At 37.4% G+C, this 22,130-nt stretch carries 27 protein-coding genes and 1 riboswitch; of the genes, 21 read left to right on the top strand and 6 right to left on the bottom strand.

Annotated elements, in window-relative coordinates; genetic code table 11:
- Positions 1–36: 36 nt before the first annotated feature.
- The 15 genes from BLP77_RS15235 to BLP77_RS15165 all read left to right on the top strand — a co-directional run bounded on the left by BLP77_RS15235 (position 37) and on the right by BLP77_RS15165 (position 13,574).
- Positions 37–822, top strand: coding sequence for an ABC transporter ATP-binding protein (locus tag BLP77_RS15235; RefSeq protein WP_093857982.1), 786 nt, complete (start codon positions 37–39; stop codon positions 820–822).
- Complete coding sequence (locus tag BLP77_RS15230; protein WP_093857981.1) at positions 788–1,498, top strand: ABC transporter ATP-binding protein; 711 nt, start codon at positions 788–790, stop codon at positions 1,496–1,498. The genes BLP77_RS15235 and BLP77_RS15230 overlap by 35 nt, the downstream gene beginning before the upstream one ends.
- 14 nt (positions 1,499–1,512) lie before the next feature.
- Entirely contained in the window at positions 1,513–2,385 is an 873-nt protein-coding gene (locus tag BLP77_RS15225; RefSeq protein WP_093857980.1) for a branched-chain amino acid ABC transporter permease, read from the top strand.
- Entirely contained in the window at positions 2,382–3,395 is a 1,014-nt protein-coding gene (locus tag BLP77_RS15220) for a branched-chain amino acid ABC transporter permease (RefSeq protein WP_093857979.1), read from the top strand. Before BLP77_RS15225 ends, BLP77_RS15220 begins: the two co-directional genes overlap by 4 nt.
- Before the next feature lie 29 nt (positions 3,396–3,424).
- Positions 3,425–3,604 carry a hypothetical protein gene (locus BLP77_RS15215; protein ID WP_093857978.1) on the top strand — a complete coding sequence of 60 codons (180 nt, stop codon included), beginning with the start codon at positions 3,425–3,427 and terminating at the stop codon, positions 3,602–3,604.
- A gap of 6 nt (positions 3,605–3,610) precedes the next feature.
- Complete coding sequence (locus tag BLP77_RS15210) at positions 3,611–4,618, top strand: 3-oxoacyl-ACP synthase (protein WP_093857977.1); 1,008 nt, start codon at positions 3,611–3,613, stop codon at positions 4,616–4,618.
- Positions 4,619–4,639: 21 nt separating this feature from the next.
- Positions 4,640–5,536 carry an intracellular short-chain-length polyhydroxyalkanoate depolymerase gene (gene phaZ, locus BLP77_RS15205; RefSeq protein ID WP_093857976.1) on the top strand — a complete coding sequence of 299 codons (897 nt, stop codon included), beginning with the start codon at positions 4,640–4,642 and terminating at the stop codon, positions 5,534–5,536.
- A 12-nt stretch (positions 5,537–5,548) separates the two neighbouring features.
- On the top strand, positions 5,549–6,292 hold the full coding sequence (fabG, locus tag BLP77_RS15200; protein ID WP_093857975.1) for a 3-oxoacyl-ACP reductase FabG: 744 nt from the start codon (positions 5,549–5,551) through the stop codon (positions 6,290–6,292).
- A 382-nt stretch (positions 6,293–6,674) separates the two neighbouring features.
- The gene (locus tag BLP77_RS15195; RefSeq protein WP_093857974.1) at positions 6,675–8,156 is read left to right on the top strand and encodes an AMP-binding protein; all 1,482 of its coding nucleotides are present in this window, start codon (positions 6,675–6,677) and stop codon (positions 8,154–8,156) included.
- A 160-nt stretch (positions 8,157–8,316) separates the two neighbouring features.
- The gene (locus BLP77_RS15190; protein WP_307723647.1) at positions 8,317–9,297 is read left to right on the top strand and encodes an ABC transporter ATP-binding protein; all 981 of its coding nucleotides are present in this window, start codon (positions 8,317–8,319) and stop codon (positions 9,295–9,297) included.
- Entirely contained in the window at positions 9,272–10,048 is a 777-nt protein-coding gene (locus BLP77_RS15185) for an ABC transporter permease (protein WP_093857973.1), read from the top strand. The genes BLP77_RS15190 and BLP77_RS15185 overlap by 26 nt, the downstream gene beginning before the upstream one ends.
- Positions 10,049–10,108: 60 nt before the next feature.
- Positions 10,109–10,220: riboswitch (TPP riboswitch) on the top strand.
- 141 nt (positions 10,221–10,361) lie between these two features.
- The gene (gene tenA / locus BLP77_RS15180; protein ID WP_093857972.1) at positions 10,362–11,051 is read left to right on the top strand and encodes a thiaminase II; all 690 of its coding nucleotides are present in this window, start codon (positions 10,362–10,364) and stop codon (positions 11,049–11,051) included.
- Positions 11,048–11,860, top strand: coding sequence for a bifunctional hydroxymethylpyrimidine kinase/phosphomethylpyrimidine kinase (gene thiD / locus BLP77_RS15175; RefSeq protein WP_093857971.1), 813 nt, complete (start codon positions 11,048–11,050; stop codon positions 11,858–11,860). Before tenA ends, thiD begins: the two co-directional genes overlap by 4 nt.
- A gap of 20 nt (positions 11,861–11,880) precedes the next feature.
- Positions 11,881–12,495 carry a thiamine phosphate synthase gene (thiE, locus tag BLP77_RS15170; protein ID WP_093857970.1) on the top strand — a complete coding sequence of 205 codons (615 nt, stop codon included), beginning with the start codon at positions 11,881–11,883 and terminating at the stop codon, positions 12,493–12,495.
- An 89-nt stretch (positions 12,496–12,584) separates the two neighbouring features.
- Positions 12,585–13,574 carry a DMT family transporter gene (locus tag BLP77_RS15165; RefSeq protein WP_093857969.1) on the top strand — a complete coding sequence of 330 codons (990 nt, stop codon included), beginning with the start codon at positions 12,585–12,587 and terminating at the stop codon, positions 13,572–13,574.
- Positions 13,575–13,727: 153 nt separating this feature from the next.
- Here BLP77_RS15165 and mreBH read toward each other — a convergent pair whose 3' ends face one another.
- Entirely contained in the window at positions 13,728–14,735 is a 1,008-nt protein-coding gene (mreBH, locus tag BLP77_RS15160) for a rod-share determining protein MreBH (protein WP_093857968.1), read from the bottom strand.
- A gap of 126 nt (positions 14,736–14,861) precedes the next feature.
- Complete coding sequence (locus BLP77_RS15155) at positions 14,862–14,993, bottom strand: YflJ family protein (RefSeq protein WP_093857967.1); 132 nt, start codon at positions 14,991–14,993, stop codon at positions 14,862–14,864.
- A 161-nt stretch (positions 14,994–15,154) separates the two neighbouring features.
- Between BLP77_RS15155 and BLP77_RS15150 the strand changes: the two genes are divergently transcribed.
- The gene (locus tag BLP77_RS15150; RefSeq protein WP_093857966.1) at positions 15,155–15,880 is read left to right on the top strand and encodes a YkgJ family cysteine cluster protein; all 726 of its coding nucleotides are present in this window, start codon (positions 15,155–15,157) and stop codon (positions 15,878–15,880) included.
- Between the two features lie 310 nt (positions 15,881–16,190).
- Here BLP77_RS15150 and BLP77_RS15145 read toward each other — a convergent pair whose 3' ends face one another.
- Complete coding sequence (locus tag BLP77_RS15145; protein WP_093857965.1) at positions 16,191–17,021, bottom strand: HAD family hydrolase; 831 nt, start codon at positions 17,019–17,021, stop codon at positions 16,191–16,193.
- Positions 17,022–17,163: 142 nt separating this feature from the next.
- On the opposite strand from BLP77_RS15145, the gene BLP77_RS15140 reads away from it, so the two are divergent.
- Both BLP77_RS15140 and BLP77_RS15135 read left to right on the top strand, forming a co-directional pair.
- The gene (locus tag BLP77_RS15140; protein WP_093857964.1) at positions 17,164–17,892 is read left to right on the top strand and encodes a lysophospholipid acyltransferase family protein; all 729 of its coding nucleotides are present in this window, start codon (positions 17,164–17,166) and stop codon (positions 17,890–17,892) included.
- 5 nt (positions 17,893–17,897) lie between these two features.
- A complete protein-coding gene (locus tag BLP77_RS15135; RefSeq protein WP_093857963.1) occupies positions 17,898–18,560 on the top strand; it encodes an SOS response-associated peptidase in 663 nt (220 codons plus the stop codon).
- A 22-nt stretch (positions 18,561–18,582) separates the two neighbouring features.
- Here BLP77_RS15135 and BLP77_RS15930 read toward each other — a convergent pair whose 3' ends face one another.
- The 3 genes from BLP77_RS15930 to BLP77_RS15125 form a co-directional block, all read right to left on the bottom strand.
- A complete protein-coding gene (locus BLP77_RS15930) occupies positions 18,583–18,750 on the bottom strand; it encodes a hypothetical protein (RefSeq protein ID WP_176753098.1) in 168 nt (55 codons plus the stop codon).
- A gap of 98 nt (positions 18,751–18,848) precedes the next feature.
- Complete coding sequence (locus BLP77_RS15130; RefSeq protein ID WP_093857962.1) at positions 18,849–19,304, bottom strand: hypothetical protein; 456 nt, start codon at positions 19,302–19,304, stop codon at positions 18,849–18,851.
- Positions 19,305–19,316: 12 nt separating this feature from the next.
- Positions 19,317–20,306 (bottom strand): DUF3231 family protein, encoded by a 990-nt coding sequence (locus tag BLP77_RS15125; RefSeq protein ID WP_093857961.1) that lies wholly within the window; start codon positions 20,304–20,306, stop codon positions 19,317–19,319.
- Positions 20,307–20,518: 212 nt separating this feature from the next.
- Here BLP77_RS15125 and BLP77_RS15120 point away from each other — a divergent pair, with 212 nt between their 5' ends.
- The 3 genes from BLP77_RS15120 to BLP77_RS15110 are packed head-to-tail and all read left to right on the top strand — an operon-like array spanning position 20,519 to position 22,127.
- Positions 20,519–20,989, top strand: a complete 471-nt coding sequence (locus tag BLP77_RS15120) for a low molecular weight protein-tyrosine-phosphatase (RefSeq protein WP_093857960.1) — start codon at positions 20,519–20,521, stop codon at positions 20,987–20,989.
- A gap of 22 nt (positions 20,990–21,011) precedes the next feature.
- Complete coding sequence (locus tag BLP77_RS15115) at positions 21,012–21,284, top strand: hypothetical protein (protein WP_093857959.1); 273 nt, start codon at positions 21,012–21,014, stop codon at positions 21,282–21,284.
- A gap of 12 nt (positions 21,285–21,296) precedes the next feature.
- Positions 21,297–22,127 (top strand): YihY/virulence factor BrkB family protein, encoded by an 831-nt coding sequence (locus BLP77_RS15110; RefSeq protein WP_093857958.1) that lies wholly within the window; start codon positions 21,297–21,299, stop codon positions 22,125–22,127.
- The last annotated feature ends 3 nt before the right edge of the window (positions 22,128–22,130 follow it).

The following is a 22,130-nucleotide window of genomic DNA, read 5'->3' as shown; positions in this document are numbered from 1 at the left end:
TATAATCATACATAAAAATTTCAGGGTGGTGGTCTAATGGAGTCGATTATAAAGACTAAGGATTTAACGATTGCCTTTGGTGGTCATGTAGCTGTAAATGAAGTTTCTGTAGACATTCCGAAGAATCAGTTTACGTCAGTTATTGGCCCTAATGGTGCAGGAAAAACAACATTTTTTAATATGTTAAGCGGTCAATTAACCCCGACTAAAGGTCAAGTCTTTTTTAAGGGTGAAGATATTACGAAAAAATCTGCTACAGAGCGAGCCCGAATCGGAATCGGGCGGTCCTTCCAGATTACGAACGTATTTCCAAATATCACGGTTTTTGAAAATGTACGTTTAGCGATTCAATCACGAGAAAATGTACGTTTTCAAATGCTTCGCCATTTTACAAAATATAAAGCATTCGCTGATGAAGCGATGTCCATTCTAGAAACAGTTCTGTTAAAAGACCGAGCGAAAGCTTTAGCGGTTAATCTATCACATGGTGAAAAAAGAAAGCTCGAGATTGCCATGCTCCTCGCGTTAAATACAGAGGTTTTATTACTTGATGAACCTACAGCAGGTATGTCGTTAGAAGAAGTACCAGCTATATTAGATGTCATTAAACAGATCAAGGAAGAGGAAAATCGAACTATTATCTTAATCGAGCACAAAATGGATATGGTTTTAGGGTTATCCGATCAAGTAATGGTGCTTTTTAACGGTGAATTTTTAGCTCAAGGCAGTCCAGACGAGATTATGGAAAATGAGACCGTTCAAGCCGTTTATATTGGAGGGAGTCAAGATGACAAACACACTTCTGAAATTGGAACAGATTAATACGTATATTGATCAGTTTCATATTTTACAAAACGTTAATTTTGAGGTTAAAAGTGGTGAGGTTACGGTATTGCTGGGCCGTAATGGAGCTGGTAAGACAACGACTTTAAGAAGCATCATGGGACTTAATTCAGCTTTGAGTGGTCAAATTGTTTATAAGGATGAAGATATTACAAAACTACCAGCCTATAAAATTGCGAAAAAAGGCATTGGCTATGTCCCTGAGGATCAAGGGATCTTTTATGATTTAACAGTTGGGGAAAACATGCGTGTTGGTATGCGACAAGAAGATGAGGCTACAAAGGATAGAATGGAATGGGTACTAGAGTTATTCCCTGATTTAAAGAAGTTTTGGAAGAAGCCTGGGGGACAATTAAGTGGGGGACAAAAACAGATGCTCTCAATTGCGAGATCCTACGTGAATGATAATGACCTTCTTTTAATTGATGAACCGAGTAAAGGTTTAGCACCGGTTATCGTCGAGAAAGTGATCGAGTCGATTGAGAAAATGAAGGAAAAAACAACCGTTGTTTTAGTGGAACAAAACTTCTATATGGCAAGCCGCTTGGGTGATTCATTCTTTATCTTAGACGATGGTATGACGGTTCACCAAGGTGATATGAAAGAATTACGTGAAAATGAAGAGTTAAAACGTAAATATTTAGGCATTGCCTAGAAAGGAGGAGGCGAATGGACTTATTTATTAATTTAGCTATAAATGGGATTGCAACGGGTATGTTAATCTTCTTGATTGCTTGCGGCTTAACATTGATCTTTGGTCTCATGGATGTTCTTAATTTTGCTCATGGTGGGATCTTCGCTTGGGGCGCTTTCGTTGGTGTATGGGGATACAGTGTGACCCAAAATTTTCTAATCAGTATCGTTTTAGCTGTTATAGCTGGTTTGCTTATTGGTTTGATTACGGAGTACTTAATTATTCGACCAGTCTACGGAAATCATATCCAACAAATTTTAATTACGTTAGGGTTTATGCTCGTTCTATCAGAGTTTATTAAAGTTGTTTTTGGCCCTAATATTTTAGCTGCTCAAAAGCCTCCATTTCTACAAGATTATTGGTTAGTTGGAGATGTCACGATTATAAAGTATCGTGCTTTTACGATTGTTGTTGGGTTTATTATTTTCGTTGCGATAATGGCTGTTTTGAAATATACGAAAATCGGTTTAATTGTTCGTGCAGGTGTTATGGATAAAGAAATGATTCAGGCCTTAGGTGTTAATATTAGACTCGTTTTCATAGGTGTCTTTATGGTTGGCTCAGCGTTAGCTGCTTTAGGGGGTGCATTATTCGCACCAAGTTCAGGTGTAGCTTATGCCGAAATGGGAATGGAATTTGGAATATTTGCCTTTATCGTCGTCATTATTGGTGGTATGGGTAGTGTACCTGGTTCATTAATCGCTGCCTTATTAGTAGGCTTATCTAATGTTTTTATGGCTTATTATGTTCCATCCTTAGCGATGGCTGTAACGATGATTCTCATGTTTTTAGTCTTGATTTTCCGACCAGAAGGATTGTTTAAGGTAAGTGGGGTGTCGAATAAATGATAAAAACGCTGCAGAAGTCAACGTGGGTTTACTTATTTACAGGGCTTATGCTCGTTCTTTTACCATTTTTTAAGGACGAACGTTGGTTTTTATTTTTAATGATTCAAATCTTTGTCTTCGGTATTTTCGCGATGAGCTATGATTTATTGCTTGGTTATACAGGGATTGTTTCATTTGGTCATGCGATGTTTTTCGGTGTTGGAGCTTATAGTGTAGCCATCACCCTTGACCGGTTTGAGCCATCCTTCATGAGTTTACTATTAGGAATCGTCATAGCCATGGCTGTAGGTGGATTGATTGCTTTTATAGCCGGGATTTTAACACTACGATTAAAAAGCCATTATTATGCGATGCTCACGTTAGCTTTAGCCAATCTATTTTTGGTATTAGCTGAAAAATGGCGGTCTCTAACTAAAGGTAATGACGGTTTTACCTTTCAAATCCCTGAATTACCAGGAGGATTAGAAGATCACCGCAATATGGTCATTTACTTGTTTTGTTTGGTTTCAATGGTTGTTATCTTTTTTGGTTTAAAACGGCTCACCGAATCACCATTAGGAAAAATATTAGTGGCGATACGTGAAAATGAACAACGTGTTGTATCGTTAGGTTATAAAATTATGCCTTACAAAGTTATTATAAGTGTTATTTCGGGTGTCGTCGCAAGCTTTGCAGGGGTTCTTTATGCGATTAGTATTCGTTTTGTCGATACTAGTGTGTTTGCGATTGATATGACGTTGGATGCTTTACTGATGACGATTATCGGGGGTGTCGGTACGCTAGTTGGTCCCATTATAGGTGCTGGAATCATCGAATTTGCTCACCATTATTTATCAGAGTTATCAGATGTACATTGGATTTTTGAACGCTGGATTATTTTGTTTGGAATTCTTTATATTTTAGTCGTGATTTTCTTCCCATCAGGCATTGTTGGCACGATTAATCACAAGCTAGCCACTCGAAAGCAAAGGAAGAAAGAAGACGAGCAATCAGATAAACTAGCATCCTAATCGTTTTTTAAATCATAAGGAGGATATTCATGTCTCTTGACCCTATCACATCATTTATCGTTAGATGCCAACATGTTTCGGAGGAAGAATCCCATATTAAAGTCAAATTAACGCATGTTCAAAGTAATCAGGACCTTTATTTTGATCAATTAGATGATGCGTTTGAACATATCAAACTATTGGTTTCCAAGCATGAAAGAAAGGAGTGAGGAGCGATGCAAGTAGGCGTTGTATCAACTGGTATTTATATCCCTGAGCATAGGATGACTTCAAGAGAGTTGGCTAAGCATTCAGGGATTCCGCAAAAAATTGTGGAACAAAAGCTCGGAATTAATCAAAAGCCGATTCCTGGACCTAAAGATCATACGGCTGAAATGGGAGTATGGGCCGCTCAGCAGGCATTTCAAGCGTGTGATGTTAAACCGGAGGACATTGATTTAGTTATTTATATAGGCGAAGAGCATAAAGAATATCCACTGTGGACAGCTGGGATTTTTACACAGGAAAAGCTAGGGTGTATGAATGCATGGGCGTTTGACGTGCAGCTCCGATGTGGAACGGCGATTATGGCGATGAAAGTTGCGAAGGATATGATGATCGCCGATTCGCGAATTAATACCGTTTTATTAGCTGGTGGGTATCGAAATGTTGATTTTATTGATTACGAGAATCCGCGCACGCGTTTTATGTATAACTTAGGTGCCGGTGGAGCTGCGATGATTTTACAGCGCGATTATGACAGAAACCAATTACTAGAAAGTACGATCATTACAGATGGGACTTTTTCTGAAGATGTCGTCGTGGTTGGTGGAGGAACAAAAAATCCAATGTCGAAAGAAGTATTAGATAATCATTTATACCAACTTGATGTACTTGATCCCGATGGAATGAAAAAACGTTTAGAAGAAAAGTCGATGCAGAACTTTATCAAGGTGATACGAGATGCCATTCATCGGAGTGGTTATCAGGATGCGGATATTAATTATGTTGCCTTATTACATATGAAGCGTTCAGCGCATGAATTCGTGTTAAATGAATTGGGCTTATCATTAGGGCAATCTATTTATCTCGAAGACTATGGTCATATTGGTCAAATGGATCAGATCATTTCACTAGAATTAGCCTTAGAAAAAGGTCAGTTAAAGGATGGCGATGTTGTCGTTTTCGTGAGTGCTGGTATTGGCTATGCCTGGGGAGCTAATGTGATTCGATGGGGGATATAAAAATATGAAAGGGTGGTTGTTGTGGTAGAAGTAGAATTGAGTCAAGTTGCTTTACCGAATGGTGAAAATGTCGCTTATCGGGGACGTGAAGGAGGGGAGAAGGTTGTTCTACTCATTCATGGTAATATGACGTCTTCAAAACATTGGGATCTATTAATGGATGTACTCGATTCGCAATATAAATTATATGCGATTGATTTACCGGGATTTGGTGAATCAACCTATCATAACGAAATTCGTTCCATAAGAGATTTGAGTAAAACGGTGAAACAATTTATTGAAGCGTTGGGTTTAGAGCCTTATGCACTAATTGGGTGGTCAATGGGCGGTGCTGTCTCTTTACAATATTGTGCTGACTACGATCATCCTTGTGAAAAACTAGTATTACTTGCCTCAGGGTCGACGCGTGGGTTTCCGTTTTATGGAACGGGATCTGATGGGTTACCAGATTTAAGCCATCGTCTAAAAACACTTCATGAGGTACGTCAGGATACGGGAAAAACCCAAGCCGTTCAAGGTGCCTATGATCGTCAGGACAAGGAATTTTTAAAGATGATGTGGAATCAATTAATTTATGTCCATAACCAACCTGATGAAGTCAAATATGATGAATATTTAAATGATATGCTTACCCAACGGAATTTAGCGGAAATCTATCAGGCTTTGAATATATTTAATATAAGTCATCAGCATAACGGGCTAAGTGACGGTACAGGTGAGGTTGACCAAATTGATATACCGGTTTTAGTTATGCGCGGTGAGAACGATTTAGTTGTGACAGAACCAATGACAAATGAGCTTTTGGAAGACTTAGGTGAACGCGCTACGTTCAAATTGTTAGAGAGCTGTGGTCATTCACCACTTGTCGATGATTTAAAACAATTAAGGCATACCATAGAAGATTTTTTGACAAATTGAAAGGAGATTACAATGGGACGATTACAAGATAAAGTAGCCATCATTACAGGGAGTGCAAATGGAATTGGATTTGAGGCAGCACAGCTTTTTGCCAAGGAAGGTGCCAAAGTAGTTCTGGCAGATTTTGACCAAAAGACAGGTCAGAATCGAGAAAAGGATTTAAAGAATCAAGGATTTGATGTAAGATTTATTCAAGTTAATGTAGCAGATCGTAGCAGTGTCGATCAAATGGTTGAGCAGACACGTAACATTTACGGTGGCATTGACATTTTAGTGAATAATGCCGGCATTACTCGGGATGCCATGCTGTCTAAAATGACACCTGAACAATTTAAACAAGTGATTGATGTGAATCTAACGGGTGTTTTCCATTGTACTCAAGCCGTTTTATCTTATTTGGTTGAAAAAGGAAAAGGTAAAGTCATTAATACATCATCCGTATCGGGAGCGTATGGTAATGTCGGTCAATCTAATTATGCCGCAGCAAAAGCAGGCTTAATCGGATTAACGAAAACTTGGGCAAAGGAGCTTGCTCGGAAAAATATTAATGTAAATGCGGTTGCTCCAGGCTTTACAGAGACAGCGATGGTTGAATCAGTGCCAGATCATGTTGTCGATGCCATGAAAAAACAGGTTCCGATGGGGAGATTGGGTAAGCCACGTGACATTGCTCATGCCTATTTATATTTAGCGTCAGATGAATCCGATTACGTCAATGGTCATGTTTTACATGTTGATGGTGGCATTATGATGTAAGCAAGAATCCGCGAAGCTCGCGGGTTTTTTACTTTTAAAGAGGCTGTTTTCGTATTTGTTGTTGTTTTTAGAACCAATGATCAGATAATGGGTGAAATAATATTGATGAGCGATAGGCGACGACTCCAGCACGAGCCGAAAATCACGCAAAGCGAACGGTAGTGAGCTTTGGGAAGTTGAGGCCGTGCCCACGGAAAGCGTCCGCAGATAGCGAATCAATATCATGCTATATAGAAACAACATTTACGAAAAGAGCCTTTAAAGAAAACTGGCTTTCGCGTCTAAACTATACGTATAATCATTGACAATTCCCTTTGTAACTCGTTTGTAACCCCTTTCTATAAGATAAAAATTAATAGTTTTATGGAAGGGGTTGGTGAGTGTGCCAGTAGAGATAGATTGGATTAGTAAACGGGCACAGCTTTTTGCAAACGATATAGCACTTATTGATGCAGAGTCTAATGATCAATGGTCATTTAAGGATATGAATAATCGTGCTGAAATTTTGGCTAAATGTTTCATCTATCACGATATTAAAAAGGGAGATCGAGTTGCACTGTTAGCCCCTAATCATATTAGTTATTTAGATTTTTTATTCGCTTGTATGAAAATTGGAGCCATTTTCGTTCCGTTAAATTGGCGATTATCATCAAATGAATTAGAATATGTTGTTAATGATTCAGAACCGAAACTTATTGCCGTCCATGGAGACTTCATGAGGGAACATGAGTGGCTGGATGTTTCGCTTAATATTCGTTCGAATGATTATGTGGATCAATTATTTACCGAAAATGTTGTTTTACCTCAACCCAATATACAGGAACAAGATCCGTTAGCGATGATCTATACGGGTGGGACAACAGGTAAGCCAAAAGGCGCTGTTTTGAGTCATCAGTCGATATTTTGGAATGCGATTAATACGATTGTTAGTTGGAATTTGAATCAGGAGGATTGCACATTGACGACCATTCCGATGTTTCATACGGGTGGTTTGAATGCGTTAACGATCCCGGTTTTATTATCTGGTGGAACAGTTGTACTGCGGGCTAATTTTGATCCAATTAAAGCAGTTCATGATTTAATTCATTATCGTTGTACGACCGTTTTATTTATTCCAACGATGTACCATATGATTATTCAAACCGATGAATTTAAGCAAACGGAGTTCCCTGATATGAAGGTATTCTTATCAGGCGGTGCACCTTGCCCATTAACAATCTATCAAGCCTTTCATAAGCAAGGACTACCATTTAAAGAAGGGTACGGACTGACTGAAGCGGGACCGAATAATTTTTATATAGATCCAGATGACGCTAAGGAATATCCAGGGTCGGTAGGTCGAGCTATGATGTTTAATGATATCAAAATCGTAGGTGATAATAGCCAAGAGGTTGATGTCGGCGAAGTGGGTGAGCTCTGGCTGAAAGGTAAGCATCTATTTGAATATTATTGGAATAATGATGCGGCAACGGAAATAGCATTCTATCAGGACTGGTTTAAAACAGGAGATCTTGCTCGAAAAGATGAAGAAGGTTTTGTCTATATTGCGGGTCGGAAAAAAGAGATGATTATTACAGGCGGGGAAAATGTGTACCCACTGGAAATTGAGCACTTATTACAATCACATGAAAAAGTGAACGAAGTCGCAGTTGTTGGTCTTCCACACGATAAATGGGGCGAGATGGTGGCCGCATTTGTCTCATTAAATGAAAACATGACAAAAGAAGAACTTGCCGCTTATTGTGGCGAAAAATTGAGTCGCTATAAAATTCCGAAAAAGTTTTTCATTATCGATGAGCTTCCCAAAACACACGTCGGCAAAATTAGCAAAACGTTACTTATTCAAGAATACTCAAAGGTATAAGGATGATATCCCTGAAAGATAAATCAATCTTTCAGGGATATTTTTGGTTTTTAACTCAGTCTCTAGTCTGAATAACAAACACACTCAAGGCTGTATCACTTTTCTGAATATTTCTGATATAATAGTTTTAAATATTTGGAAAAATAAAGGAGTGTGCCGATTGGAAAAAGAGAAAATTATTGAGGTAAAAGACCTACAAAAGATTTATAAAAAGAGAAAAATGAAGGAATTAGTTCAAGCAGTTGATGGCGTTAGTTTTGATGTATATCGGGGCGAAATCCTAGGCTTGTTAGGGCCAAACGGAGCGGGCAAAACGACAACGATTAAGTCAATTTGTGGTTTATTAAAGCCTAATGGAGGAGCCGTTTATATAAATGGTTTGGATTCAAGTAAAAATCGGTTAAAAGCCTTGAATGACATAAGTGCAGTCTTAGAGGGGAACAGGAATTTATATTGGCGTTTAACTGTAAAAGAAAATCTTGAGTATTTTATCGGTAACAGGGGCGTCAGTCGTAAACAAGCACAAGGCAAAATTAATGAGTTACTCGACTTGTTTAATTTAAAGAGTAAGGAGAATGAACTCGTTAGTAGTTTATCTCGCGGGATGCAGCAAAAGTTAGCGATAGCGGTTGCTTTACTCGCGGATACAGAAGTGCTATTACTTGATGAACCTACATTAGGATTAGATGTTGAAACAGGCTATGAAGTTCGGGAGATGTTAAAGCGAATTGTAAAGGAGCAAGGAAAAACGATTATCATTAGTACACATGACATGCCTGTTGTTCAAGACCTTTGTGAACGAACGGTTATTATTAACGGTGGCAAAGTCATTGCCGATGAAAAAGTAGATAACCTTATAAAACTATTCGAATCTCGGGCTTATTGTTTCACCATTACTGATGAACTAACAGAGCATCAAAAAATGGCTATTCAAGAAAACTTCCCAATATACCACATTAATGAAAATCAAATAGAAATAACGTTAGAAAAAGACGATGATCTCTATATCATGATGGATATTTTAAAAGAAGAACAAACCCATATTGAAAAAATTGACCGAACAACGGTTGATTTTGAGCAAGTGTTTATGAAACTGATTAAGGAGGGTTCGGAGAATGAAACAGTTCTGGCATCTAGTTAATGCGAATACTCGTAAAGAATTTATCGAACTTAAACGTTATTATCCGAATACCATTAGTATGATTTTAACCTTTTACTTTATCTTTCTGGCCATGTTATTAGGTATTCATGTAGTTGGGGATCCGCAGATGGCTGATACAAATATTCAATATGTTATTGTAAACTATGTCATATGGTTCTTTATGCTAATGACCTTACAAGACCTTGGCTTCACTATATTAATAGAAGCTCAACGGGGAACATTAGAACAGCTATTTATGTCGCCTAAAGGTATGTGGAGAATATTACTAGCCAGAATTACAGCCAATTTCTTTTTAAATGGAACTATTGTGATATTTCTCCTCATCTTATCCATGTTAACCGCTAATCAGTGGTTGTATTTTAGGGTAGATTTAATATTACCAATCTTTTTAATTACGACTATTGGTATGGTTGGTATAGGATTTTTACTGGCGGGGTTAGCCATTATTGTTAAGCAAATTCAATCCTTTCTACAAATCTTACAATTCATCTTAATGGGTCTAACCTTTGTACCATTATCAGTCGCGCCATACTTAGTCTTCGCTCCTTTTGTTAAAGGTGTGGACATGATTCGCCATGTGATGATTCATGGTTATACTTGGACTGACTTTACGGCATTAGATTATAGTGCGTTAATTTTGAATTCGATTTTCTATATTGTTTTAGGACTATTGGTTTATTTGAGGTGTGAAAAAGTAGCAATGGAAAAGGGACTTCTCAGCCAATATTAAAAAGTTACGTGACAAAGTAGATAATCTTTGTTATGTTAAAATTGTAAAAATTAAAATAATAAGAACTACTAGGGGTGCCCTAAAGCGTGGGCTGAGAGGAAGTACGCATGCTTCTGACTCTTATGGACCTGATCTGGTTAATACCAGCGTAGGGAAGTAGCTGACTATAATACAAGTATGACTAAATCGTCAGGTCCATTATTTGGCCTGGCGTTTTTTTGTGCCTCTAGACAGACGGGAGTGACGTAATGAGGAGATCTTAATGCTTCTAATTGTTCAATAATCTTGATTTAAAAATGAGGAGGCCATTAAAATGACTTTTACTGAGCAATTACGTCAAGAAAATGATGATGTTTTTCAAAAGATATTCACGCACCCTTTTGTCGATGGAATTGGTAGAGGTGATGTTCCTAAGGATTCGATTATTCATTACGTGAAGGCAGATTTTGAGTATTTAAATGCTTTCATGAAAATTTATGCTTTATCTATGGTGAAAGCCAAGTCGCGCGATGATATTCGTTTTTTCTTTGATCAAATTGGGTTTGTTTTAAATGATGAGGTTCATCCACACCACAATTTTTGTGATTATGTAGGCGTTGAATATGAAGCGCTTCAAAGCTCGTCATTACCGCCAACAGCTGATCATTACATTAAGCACATGATGCATCATGCTCAAACAGGGACAATTGCAGAGATCTATGCGGCGTTACTCCCTTGTCCTTGGACATATTTAGAGATTGGCCAAGAATTGTTAAAAACTTATAAACCGACTAAGTCTCATCCGTTTTATGAGTGGATTACTTTTTACGCCGATGAAGAGGTCGAAAGAATCACACTTGAATTAAGACATCGTTTAGATCAGGAAGCACAGGATGTCTCACAAGAACAAAAGCAATTAATTAAAGAAGCTTTTCGAAAGAGCTGTGAGTTGGAATGGAAGTTTTGGGAGATGGCATACATTTGTGAAACATGGCCTTCCGAACAGGAGGCGTCACGCATATGAAAAACGTATTTTGCGCACTAACGATAGCAGGTACAGATCCCACTGGTGGTGCTGGTATTCAGGCTGATTTAAAAACGTTCCAGGAATTAAAAAGCTATGGTATGTCGGTTGTGACTTCTGCTGTTGCTCAAAACACAACTGGGGTACAATCTGTCCATCATTTGCCCATTGATTTTATTGATGAACAGCTAGAATCTGTTTTTACAGATATGCCTGTTCATGCCGTAAAGACTGGAATGATTGCGACGATTGAGATGATGGAGGTTATTTATGAGAAACTGTCTAGATCCCCAATCCCTTATGTTATGGATCCCGTTATGGTTGCAACGAGTGGGGACGTTTTAATAGAAGTTCAGGCAAGGGATTATTTAAGAGATTATTTATTACCACTAACTGAAGTTGTAACACCTAATATACCTGAGGCTGAATTTTTAACAGGATTAAAAATTGAAAGTTTTGACGATATGAAAAAGGCAGCCCAGACAATTGTAGAGGACTTTGGCGCTAAAGCGGCTCTCGTCAAAGGGGGACATTTGAATGAAGAAGCCACGGACATTTTATATGATGGGGCGGGCTTCCATCATTTTACCTCCGAACGTATTCAAACAACGAGTACTCATGGAACGGGATGTACTTATTCAGCAGCACTCACTGCTCATTTAAGTCAGGGCCATTCATTAGTTGATGCTGTTAATAGGAGTAAAAAATTTGTCACTGCAGCATTAAAACATGCCCATCCATTAGGGAGCGGACATGGTCCGACGAATCATTGGGGGCTTAGGGAAGAGCAGCAAGAGATTAAAAGTTAATAGGTAAGAAGGTGACACAGATGGATCGAGCATTATTAAGAAAGTATTTTATTATGGGAAGTCAAAATTGTGAACGTGAACCCGTTGAAATATTGAAAGAAGCAATAGAAGCGGGAGTAACGATATTTCAATTTCGTGAAAAGGGTTCGTATGCTTTGAAGGGTCAGGCTAAAGTGAATTTGGGTCGACAATTACGAGATGTTTGCCTGACATATGATATTCCTTTTATCATTAATGATGATGCAGAGTTAGTGGAGATCTTGGGGGCCGATGGTATTCATGTCGGGCAGGATGATGAAAAAGCAGAAGCCTTAAGAGAACGTTATCCCGATAAAATAATTGGACTATCGGTATCAAACATGCGTGAATTTGAACGAAGTCCGATAGACCAAGTGGACTATGTTGGTGCAGGGCCCATTTTTGGAACGTCAACGAAGGAAGATGCGAAAGTTCCAGTTGGTACAGCATGGATTAAGCGGTTAAGAGAAGAACTCCCCAATACGCCAATTGTCGGAATCGGTGGTATTACTCCCGAAAATGCACAAGAGGTCATTGAAGCTGGTGCAGATGGTGTCTCCGTCATTTCTGCTATTACGAGATCAAACGATATATCGAAAACGGTTCAAAGTTTATAGCGGCTCTATAATATGGGCCGCTTTTTTTAATCTAACTTATTGATTAATAATTGGAAAGTAGTATGATGGGTAATTGAGGCGGTGATGACATGATTCGGTCTTATATTTTTCTAATCGTCACAGTAATTATTTTCTCCGGTAATCTTTTAGTCGGAAAAGCCATTAATGAACTACCACCCATTACAATTGTCTTTTTTAGAACCTTAATTGCTTTTTTAGTCATTTTACCATTCGGAATTAAGCAATTCCGTGCTTATCATTCAATTTTGCGAGAAAATTGGAAACCATTGGTAGGCATTGCGCTTACAGGCATTACGACATTTAATGTGTTAGTGTATTTATCCTTAAACTTCACGACTTCGACCAATGCAGGAATTGTGGAAGCTACGACGCCAGCCTTTGCAATGATTTTATCTTATTTTATTTTAAAAGAATCTATACATATGAGACATATCATCGGTACGATTATTTCGTTTACTGGTGCTTTATGGGTCTTAACACGGGGTTCAATCGATGCGTTAATTCAATTGGATTTTAACCCAGGTGATTTAACGATGCTTTTAGCTATGATTGTTTGGTCATTTTATACCATTATCGTGAAGCAACATAATCATAAGTTCCCTGTATTAGGTGGGACGCTTGTGATGATCGGACTTGGTTCCATCTTTACCTTTCCGGCTATGATGATTGAATGGCTTGTAGTCGGTTTCCCAGAGCAGATTGTTGAGCCTTCTAACATGACTGGTATGTTGTATTTGGGGATTTTCCCATCTGTTATTGCTCTAATTCTATGGAATCAGGCCGTTTCGGATCTTGGACCATCATTATCTAGCGTGTTTTTAAATTTATTACCTGTATTTACAACGATAGGTGCTATAATCTTTTTAGGCGAAAAAGTTGTGTTCTCACAGATATTTGGTGGTTTACTCGTTATTATTGGAGTTATTTTAGTTAATGTTAATCTTAAGGCAATCAAAAAAGGCGCTAAACGAGATTATAAATACTTGGACAAATCAAAATATACCGAAAAAGAAGCAAATGAAACTGATAAAATTCCGGAAAACACTGATAGCAATTAAAAATATACCGATAGATTTAACTATCACTCCGATAAAACTTCGAAATACACCTGTATAATTCTAAAATACACTGATAGAAAAGCAAAATACGCTGTTTAACAATAACCATTTAGTAACGAAAAAACCTCTAGCGTGAGTGCTAGAGGTTTTTAGTTATTTTGCTGCTTTTTGTAATTTATGAATTAGGTGTAGGGACTTACCTGTACCAATCGCAACGCATTCTAATGGGTTTTCTGCGACATGAACAGGGACATCAATTTCTTGTGATAACCATTCTTTCATGCCTTTTAATAAAGCACCGCCGCCTGTAAGCATGATACCATGATCAACAATATCACCACTCAGCTCCGGTGGACAGTTTTCTAACGTGGATCTAACAGCTTCTAAAATGGATTCTAACGGTTCTCTTAAAGCATCCTGAATTTCAGATGAATTTAAGGTAATCGTTTTTGGTAAGCCTGTCACTAGGTCTCGACCACGAATTTCCATCGTTAATGGATCATGATCGATTAACGCATGACCAATCTCCATTTTAATGTTCTCGGCTGTTCGTTCACCAATTAAGACATTGTAATGTTTACGCACATGTTGAATGATGGATAAATCCATAAGGTCTCCACCCGTTCGGATGGAATTAGCCGAAACAACACCACCAAAAGAAATAATCGCTACTTCACTTGTTCCGCCACCGATATCAACGACAACGTTTGATATTGGCTCGTCCACTGGAAGACCAGCACCAACTGCAGCAGCTACAGGTTCTTCAATGATGTGCACTTGTTTAGCTCCATATTCTTTAATCGCATTATCAATAGCACGTCTTTCGACAGAAGTTGATCCTGTTGGTGCGCAAACAATCACATTAGGTTTACGCATAGACATTCCTAGACGTTTACTAACCTTTTTCAACATGACACTTAACATTTGTGATGTGACTTCATAGTCCGCAATCACACCGTCTTTTAACGGCCGAATTGATGTAATATTCGCTGGCGTTTTACCAATCATTTGTTTAGCTTCATTACCAACAGCTAAGACTTTACGTGAATGTGTATCAATTGCTACAACTGATGGTTCATTGAAAACAACGCCTTTGCTTTTACTATATATCAATAGGTTGGCAGTCCCTAAATCGATTCCAATCTCTGCATTCGCAAACATTAAAGATGCCTCCATCTCTCGTCATATTATCTATACTTAACTATTCTAACACGGAATGATGTCGAATGACGTTAAGAAAATTTAACAAAAAAATTACAGAGGGAAATGCCTCTGTAATAAATGTGGTTAATTTTTCTTGCTTTCTAGTAAGTTTGCAAGTGTTGAGGCGTCATATTTTTCAATTTTACGCCCTTCATGATAACTTACACCTAATTTTTTAAGTTCACTGACGTACCATCCTTTAGAACCTACGTACATCTATAACACCTCTTTCTTCCGAATGTCATCACAAGTTGTGCAGAAGCCATTGTATCATCTATATTTATAAGATTAAAGAGATAACCCCTTGAAGTTTTTAACATATATTTGCGATTTATCTTGTGATATGATAACAGAAGGATTTTAAGGGGTTGTATATAATGGAAAATCGTACGATAGAAGAGGTTAAGGAACGTTTGGAAAGCTTAAAGGCTTTTGAATTGAATGAAGATTCATTCTATGACTTAGCTGAAGATGAACTTGACCAAGCAAAACCGGCCAAACTAAAAATGATGAAGATTTACCAAACGCTTCTTCAAGAAGTGTCACAAAAGATGAATGAAATGGATGCACATATGGGGATGGCGCCCAGTTGTCAGATGGGCTGTGCATTCTGTTGTTATTTTCCAATTATCGTTTCTAAATTAGAGGCGAAAATGATCATCGCATCTATAGAGTCCATGCCCGAAGAAAGACGTCAAGCGATAAAACGTCATCTGCGTGACTATTATTCTAAATATGAAGGTTTAGTTAAAGAAGCAACATCACTTGATTTCCAAGAGCATGATATTAAGTACGATTATATGAAAAAACAGCTTCCATGCCCATTATTAAACACTGAAACGAATACATGTATGGCCTATGACGTTAGACCTTTACCGTGTCGGACCTACGTGAATTATACAAATCCAAAATATTGTGAAGAAAAATATTTACCTGAAGAGGCCGTGAGCTTTGAATTTTTGTATGAGGATTATATGGGTGCATTAAACGCGGCTGCACAGGTCATGTTTGAAGATGAACATCCAGAATTTTTAGATTATCCAACAGATATATATCAGCATGATTATTTACCAGTATTTTTGAAGGAATGGGTGGAACAATAAGAAATTACGAACCTTGGATGAGAGCTTTTGGTTTTGTCTAACCTTTAGTTAAGTTATTTTTTAATAGTGTGAGAAATTTTAACTTGGACAATTATTAAAGGAACTTGAACAAAAAGATTATCAACTTGGACACTTAGACGGAATACTTGGACAAAAACTAAACAAACTTGAACACTCACGTTCTATGAGAAAGTTTTTGTTTGTCGGCAATTTTTGCGGTTAAAAAAGGACTCGTGCTCAGCGAGTCCTTTACTCTTATAATTTCTTACGAATAATTTTCAGCAAGCTCAAATATGTGAATCGGGTTTTCTTAAAATGATTGAGCTAGCGTATCTGTTAATACAAATTGATCATCATCGACAGGTTTTTCAGCCGCATCTGTTAACCATACAGCTTTCATTCCTAGTTGTAAGGCAGGCGCAACTTCGTTCATGAAGTTGTCACCGACAGATACAGTTTGATTCGGTTCAACGTCATATTTTTGTAAAACATAATTAAAATGCTTCTTCGTATTGACTGGCTTCATCGCTGCTGGAATTAACTCGTCGAAGTTTTCCTCAATCTCTAAAAACTGCAACAAGCGTTTCGCATCATCGCCATCACTGTTTGTACAAACGATTAGATGTTTATCGTTTTTTAACTCGCTTAAGTATTCTTTTAACCCTGGCGTTTGGTTTAAATAGCCGCCGAGCTGGGCCATTTGTTCTTTTGTACGGTTATATGATTCTTGAATAGCATCAATAGATAATCCAAAATGTCTTGCAATCGCATATGGTGGCCACCAACCGTCTCCAATTGGTACCCAGTTTTTGAAATCAAATTCATGGGCTGCGATATGTGATGGAGCGCCATCAACATGAACGCGTTCATGTTCCCAATTACAAGCTTCTGTTAACGCTTCAGTAAAAGGATTCCATCCCCATACGATGTCTCGTAAACCATCATAAATCTTGCCAATCTGAACAGGATGATTCCCAGATAATATTTGATCATAAATGTCTTGAAAAGCTTGTTTTTTCTCTTGATCGAGCTTTGCTTTTAAATTCTCAACATGTAGTTTAAAGTGATCGGTTCCTTCATACAATGTACCATCAAGGTCAAAAATGATAACTTTAGCTTGTTCTAAATAGTCTTTATACATGCCATAACCCTTCCCTTTAATATTGTTAAAATCATTCTAACATATTTCAAAATATTTCAAGACAAACAAAGAGTGAATCCTACTATTTTCGATATATTTTTAGTAAAATAGTCGTAGAAAGATAGTGAGGGAGCGTAGGATTATGCGTACGATATGGAGTTTGATTTACGGTGTCATTTATGTCCTTTACACAGTACCTTTTTTAAAGAAAGCCCGAAAATTAGAATCTACACAGCTAACAAGAAAAGAATATAATCAAAAAGTTCATCGCATTCCAAAGCGGTTTGGAAGACAATTTTTTAAACAATCCGGTTCGAAAATGATAATTAAAGGTGAGGCGAATATCCCTGATGGACCTTATTTAATCGTCGGAAATCACCAATCCTATTATGATATATTTGCCTATTTAGGCTATTTTAAAGATCCATTTGGTTTTATATCAAAAATTGAGGTCAGTAAGATTCCTATTGTACGGCCGTGGATGAAGGTCATGGATTGCTTGTTTTTAGACCGGGAAGACCGACGACAATCGGTTAAAACCTTTAAGAATGGTATACAATTGTTAGAGGGTGGTCATCCAATTGCTATTTTTCCAGAGGGAACACGTTCATTAGGTCGTGAGATGCTATCGTTTCAAAGTGGAAGCTTTAATTTAGCCAGAAAAGCAAAGGTTCCCGTTTTACCTGTTATGATCGATGGAACGCATAAAATATTGGAAGATAATCATAACCGTATTAAAAAAGCCACCGTTTATATGACGATTTGTGATCCGATCTCAGTTGATGAGGTGGAACAAATGAGTTTAGATGAATTAGCAGAGGAAACACAACGACGTATTCAAGAAGCTTTGGATGATGTGAAAGTGAGGTAGATAATATGTGTGGTCGATTTACATTTATAGCTAATCCAGATGAAGTTATGCAGGAATTTGACTTAAGTGAACCCTTGGACTTTCCAATTCGTTATAATATTGCGCCTACTCAGGATGTATTTGTCGTTATTCATGATGGTGAACAAAATCGCGCGGGAACGATGAAGTGGGGATTAGTGCCATCGTGGTCGAAGGATCCAGCCATCGGTAGTAAAATGATCAACGCTCGGGTTGAAACGGCTGATCAAAAACCAAGCTTTAAGCGACTAATGGAACGTCGACGTTGCTTAATTGTAGCTGATAGTTTTTATGAATGGAAAAAAGGAAAAGACGGTAAGCAACCGATGCGTATATCTCTTGAGGGGCGTAAGCTTTTTGCTTTTGCCGGACTTTGGGATCGCTGGAAGCAAGGTGATGAGGAACGTGTCACTTGTACGATTTTAACAAAGGAAGCCAATGAATTTATGTCATCGATTCACAATCGCATGCCTGTTATTTTACCAAAGGATGCCGAAGAAGCATGGCTTGCCCGAGATATTAAGAAGGCAAGTGACATGAAGGATTTTATTTTACAATTGCCTGATGATGACATGACAGCTTATGAAATTAGCTCACATGTGAACAACCCGCGTTATGATGATGAACATTGTATTGCATCACTCATTTAAAGGAAGCCGTTTACAGCTTCCTCTAATCTTTTTCATTTGTTTTTTTATAAGCTAAATACCATATAAATGCGATGATCGGTAAAAAGATAAACCATGGGATTGTAATATGCCCACCAGCCATAATAGCTAATACGAACATAACCCCAACAAAAATTAAGGAATACAGACAACCTCTCCCGAATAACTCCATTCCCTATCCCCCTGTCATTATATGTTATTAACAGGTTACTACATTATGTATTAAAAAATAAAGAAAGAGGGGGTTTTTATGTAAGATGAGCCCCTCTTTTAATTAATGGATCTTAATATTTTTTTGATGATTAAACCAACCACGACCCCAGGAATAACGGATAGTATGGGAAGCCATATTGGTCCAAGAATATAGCCAAATAATTCTACTCTATAGGAATATATCAACCCAACTGTAACGAAAAAAGCTGAAAAAACAAAAGGGAGAAACTCATATGGTGAACTTTCTCCTTCTGCATTTCTATAAGCATCCCAAATGCCGAAAAAATAAATACATGGGTAAAACATTAACCATTGATAATCAACGGTATGAATGGCTTTGTCAATCTCTCCAATAAAGCTGTATAAAATAGCTTGGTTAAAATTACTGTACAAATTTACAATCACTTCTAAAATGATCAACAAAATGCCCTTAATTAATTGATGATTGATTATTTGCCCAAAACCTGGGAAAGCGATGCTCCAAAATAGAACTTCAAGTTTTTTATTTCTCATGTTCCCGCCTCTTTATTTATTAGATAATGTGTTCCGGTCTGGTGCTTGAGGTGGTTCTTCCAACCAGCCGTTTTTAATCATGATATCTACACCGTCTTTTGCGTAAAGAGCAATTTCTACAGATAAGCGTTGATAATTTAAGGTTAAATCGTATTTCATACTCGCAGTTGAAGCCGTTGAATAGTTTCCTTGTCCTGCTGAACTTAGCATCGACATGAAATGCATCATTAACTTATCTGAAAATACTCGACTAGTTGCGTTTGTGACATAGCTATTAGATCCCATTGGAGCATCAATATTTGATTGACGGATTTCTTTAGCAAATAATTGAGCATGTTTTTGTGATATTTGCATACCACGGTTCATAAATGCCCCGACTTCTTCAGAATCTGTCGTTTGGGAAAAGGCCATGCAAAGCATTTGCCCCATCGTATTTGTTTTGATGTTTCCAAATAAATGGGTTAGTTCAACGGTTGATAAAGGACGATTTCCAAACGCGCTTAAATACTTTTTTGACTGGACATATTCGACACCTGGTTGCACCGTGATTTGTGGTGGGCGTACGATCATTCCTTTTTCTAGTCCAACATCCATAGTCTTATTGAACAGGGTTGTTGATTCATCTAGAGACTGGGTGAAAAAGTCGCGGATATCTTTTCTAATAGATGTTAATAAAGCAGTCCCGTGAGCTAACGTTCCAACCATAAGTGTATGTTCTAAAAAGGGAATCATAAATCCGTCTAAAAAGAGTTTTTCTGCTTTTAAATTAACATCATTATCCGTAAATCCATGGGGTACCGGGACATTTTCATTTATGAAGATTTGTTCAATCTCACCTACCATCCGCTCCGATAATGTAAGGGAGTCCTGTAATAATTCCTCAGCTTCGGTATCCTCAACTGTAGCTAATAAATATTTAAGAAATTGAACATATAAGGAATGTTCGGTATAGCCTGTCCATAGGGAGGCTATTTCATTGGTACTTAAACCTACATTACTCATGATAACCACCTTTATCGGCTAGGAGTGTTTCACCCTAGATTTTTCAAGCGATAACTTGATTTCTTTCTTATTCTTACCCTGCAAGTCATTATTTATTAAAAAAATAATAATTCATGCATTGTAAATATCTATTCTTTAATTCTGAGTCATTATTGTTTATGATATTGATTATAGGGAATAAATAACATTTGATTTGGATAAAGGTGATGTTAATGATAAAGGTATTATTTGTTTGCTTAGGTAATATTTGTCGTTCACCAATGGCAGAGGCAGTATTTGAGGATTTAATTAAGAAGAAAGGTTTAAAGCAGCATTTTGACGTGGACTCAGCAGGTGTTTCTAATTATCATATAGGTGAACTACCACATGAAGGTACAATCAAAAAGTTGAAAGAAAATGAAATTAGTTCAGAAGGTCTTAAAGCACGTCAATTCTCAGAAAATGACTTCGAGGCTTTCGATTATGTGATCGCCATGGACGATGACAATATGGAGGCTCTAGAGCAGATGATGTCATCAGAACCAAATACCGTTGTCAAAAAGCTTCTTGATTATTTACCAAGCCAGGAAGTTACAAATGTACCTGATCCGTTTTTTACTGGGGATTTTGAGGAAACATATCAACTCGTATCTGAAGCTTGCCGTCATTTATTAGACGAGATTAGACGTTCAAATAATATGTAAAACCAAGATTGGAGGAATCATGATGAAATTAAATTCATGGAAAACGAGTATATTAATAGGAGCAATGGTTGGACTAGCTGTTTCGATGTTTAATAAAGAAGATCGTCAAGTGATGAAAACAGGTTCTAAAAAAACCTATGATCAAATTAAGCATGTTTATAAACATCCTTCTCAGTCCCTTCAACAACTAAGGTTAAGATTAAATCAAGTCAATCAAGGTACAAACAAATTATTAGATCAGCTTGATCAATTAGAACGTATATTCCACAAGTATGACCAAGATAAGAAAAAGTAGTAGGTGGCGTTTGTGTTATTCACAAAAGATTTTTGGAAGGACTTATATCATCATTTTATAGATGATGATGTTGTCGGAATGTCAGCACAATTGTCTTATTTTTTTCTTTTGTCTTTATTTCCATTTCTTATTTTTTTACTGACATTAATCGGTTTTATGCCAATACCAGAATCGAGTGTATTTAATATTATTTATCGCTATTTTCCTAGTGATTCGATGGATCTTATAGTCGATAATATCAACCAGTTAATGGCGAACCGCAATGGGGGACTTCTTTCGTTCGGCCTTATACTTACGATTTGGTCTGCTTCAAATGGAATTAATGCATTAGTACGAGTATTTAATCGAGCTTATGAAACGGAAGAGGATCGTTCGTTTATCGTAACGCGCTTAATTTCTATTGTTATGACAATCGCCATGATTTTAGTGCTCGCTGTCGCTTTAGCGTTACCTGTTTTTGGTCGAGAAATAGGTGATTTCATTTTCACTATATTAGGCTACTCGGAGAGTTTTATTGCTTTTTGGAATGTATTTCGATGGATCTTATCTTTTGTGATTATCATTTTTGTGCTAACCATTCTTTATATATTGGCACCGAATAAGGAAATCAAATTAAGACACGCCATCCCAGGGGCGTTTGTAGCGACAACTGGTTGGCAATTAACTTCACTTGGGTTTTCTTTTTATGTTGAGAATTTAGGGAACTTTTCTTATACGTACGGGAGTCTTGGTGGAATGATTGTATTATTGATTTGGTTATTCTTATCGGGAATGATGCTCATTATCGGTGGCGAAGTGAATGCCATTTTAGAACGTCATAAGGAAAGGCTATTGTTTAAATGATTA

This window comes from Tenuibacillus multivorans (genome assembly GCF_900103915.1).
Taxonomy (GTDB): Bacteria; Bacillota; Bacilli; order Bacillales; family Alkalibacillaceae; genus Tenuibacillus; species Tenuibacillus multivorans.
The sequence above is the reverse complement of the archived record's forward strand: the minus strand, read 5'-3'. Positions and strand labels throughout refer to the sequence as shown.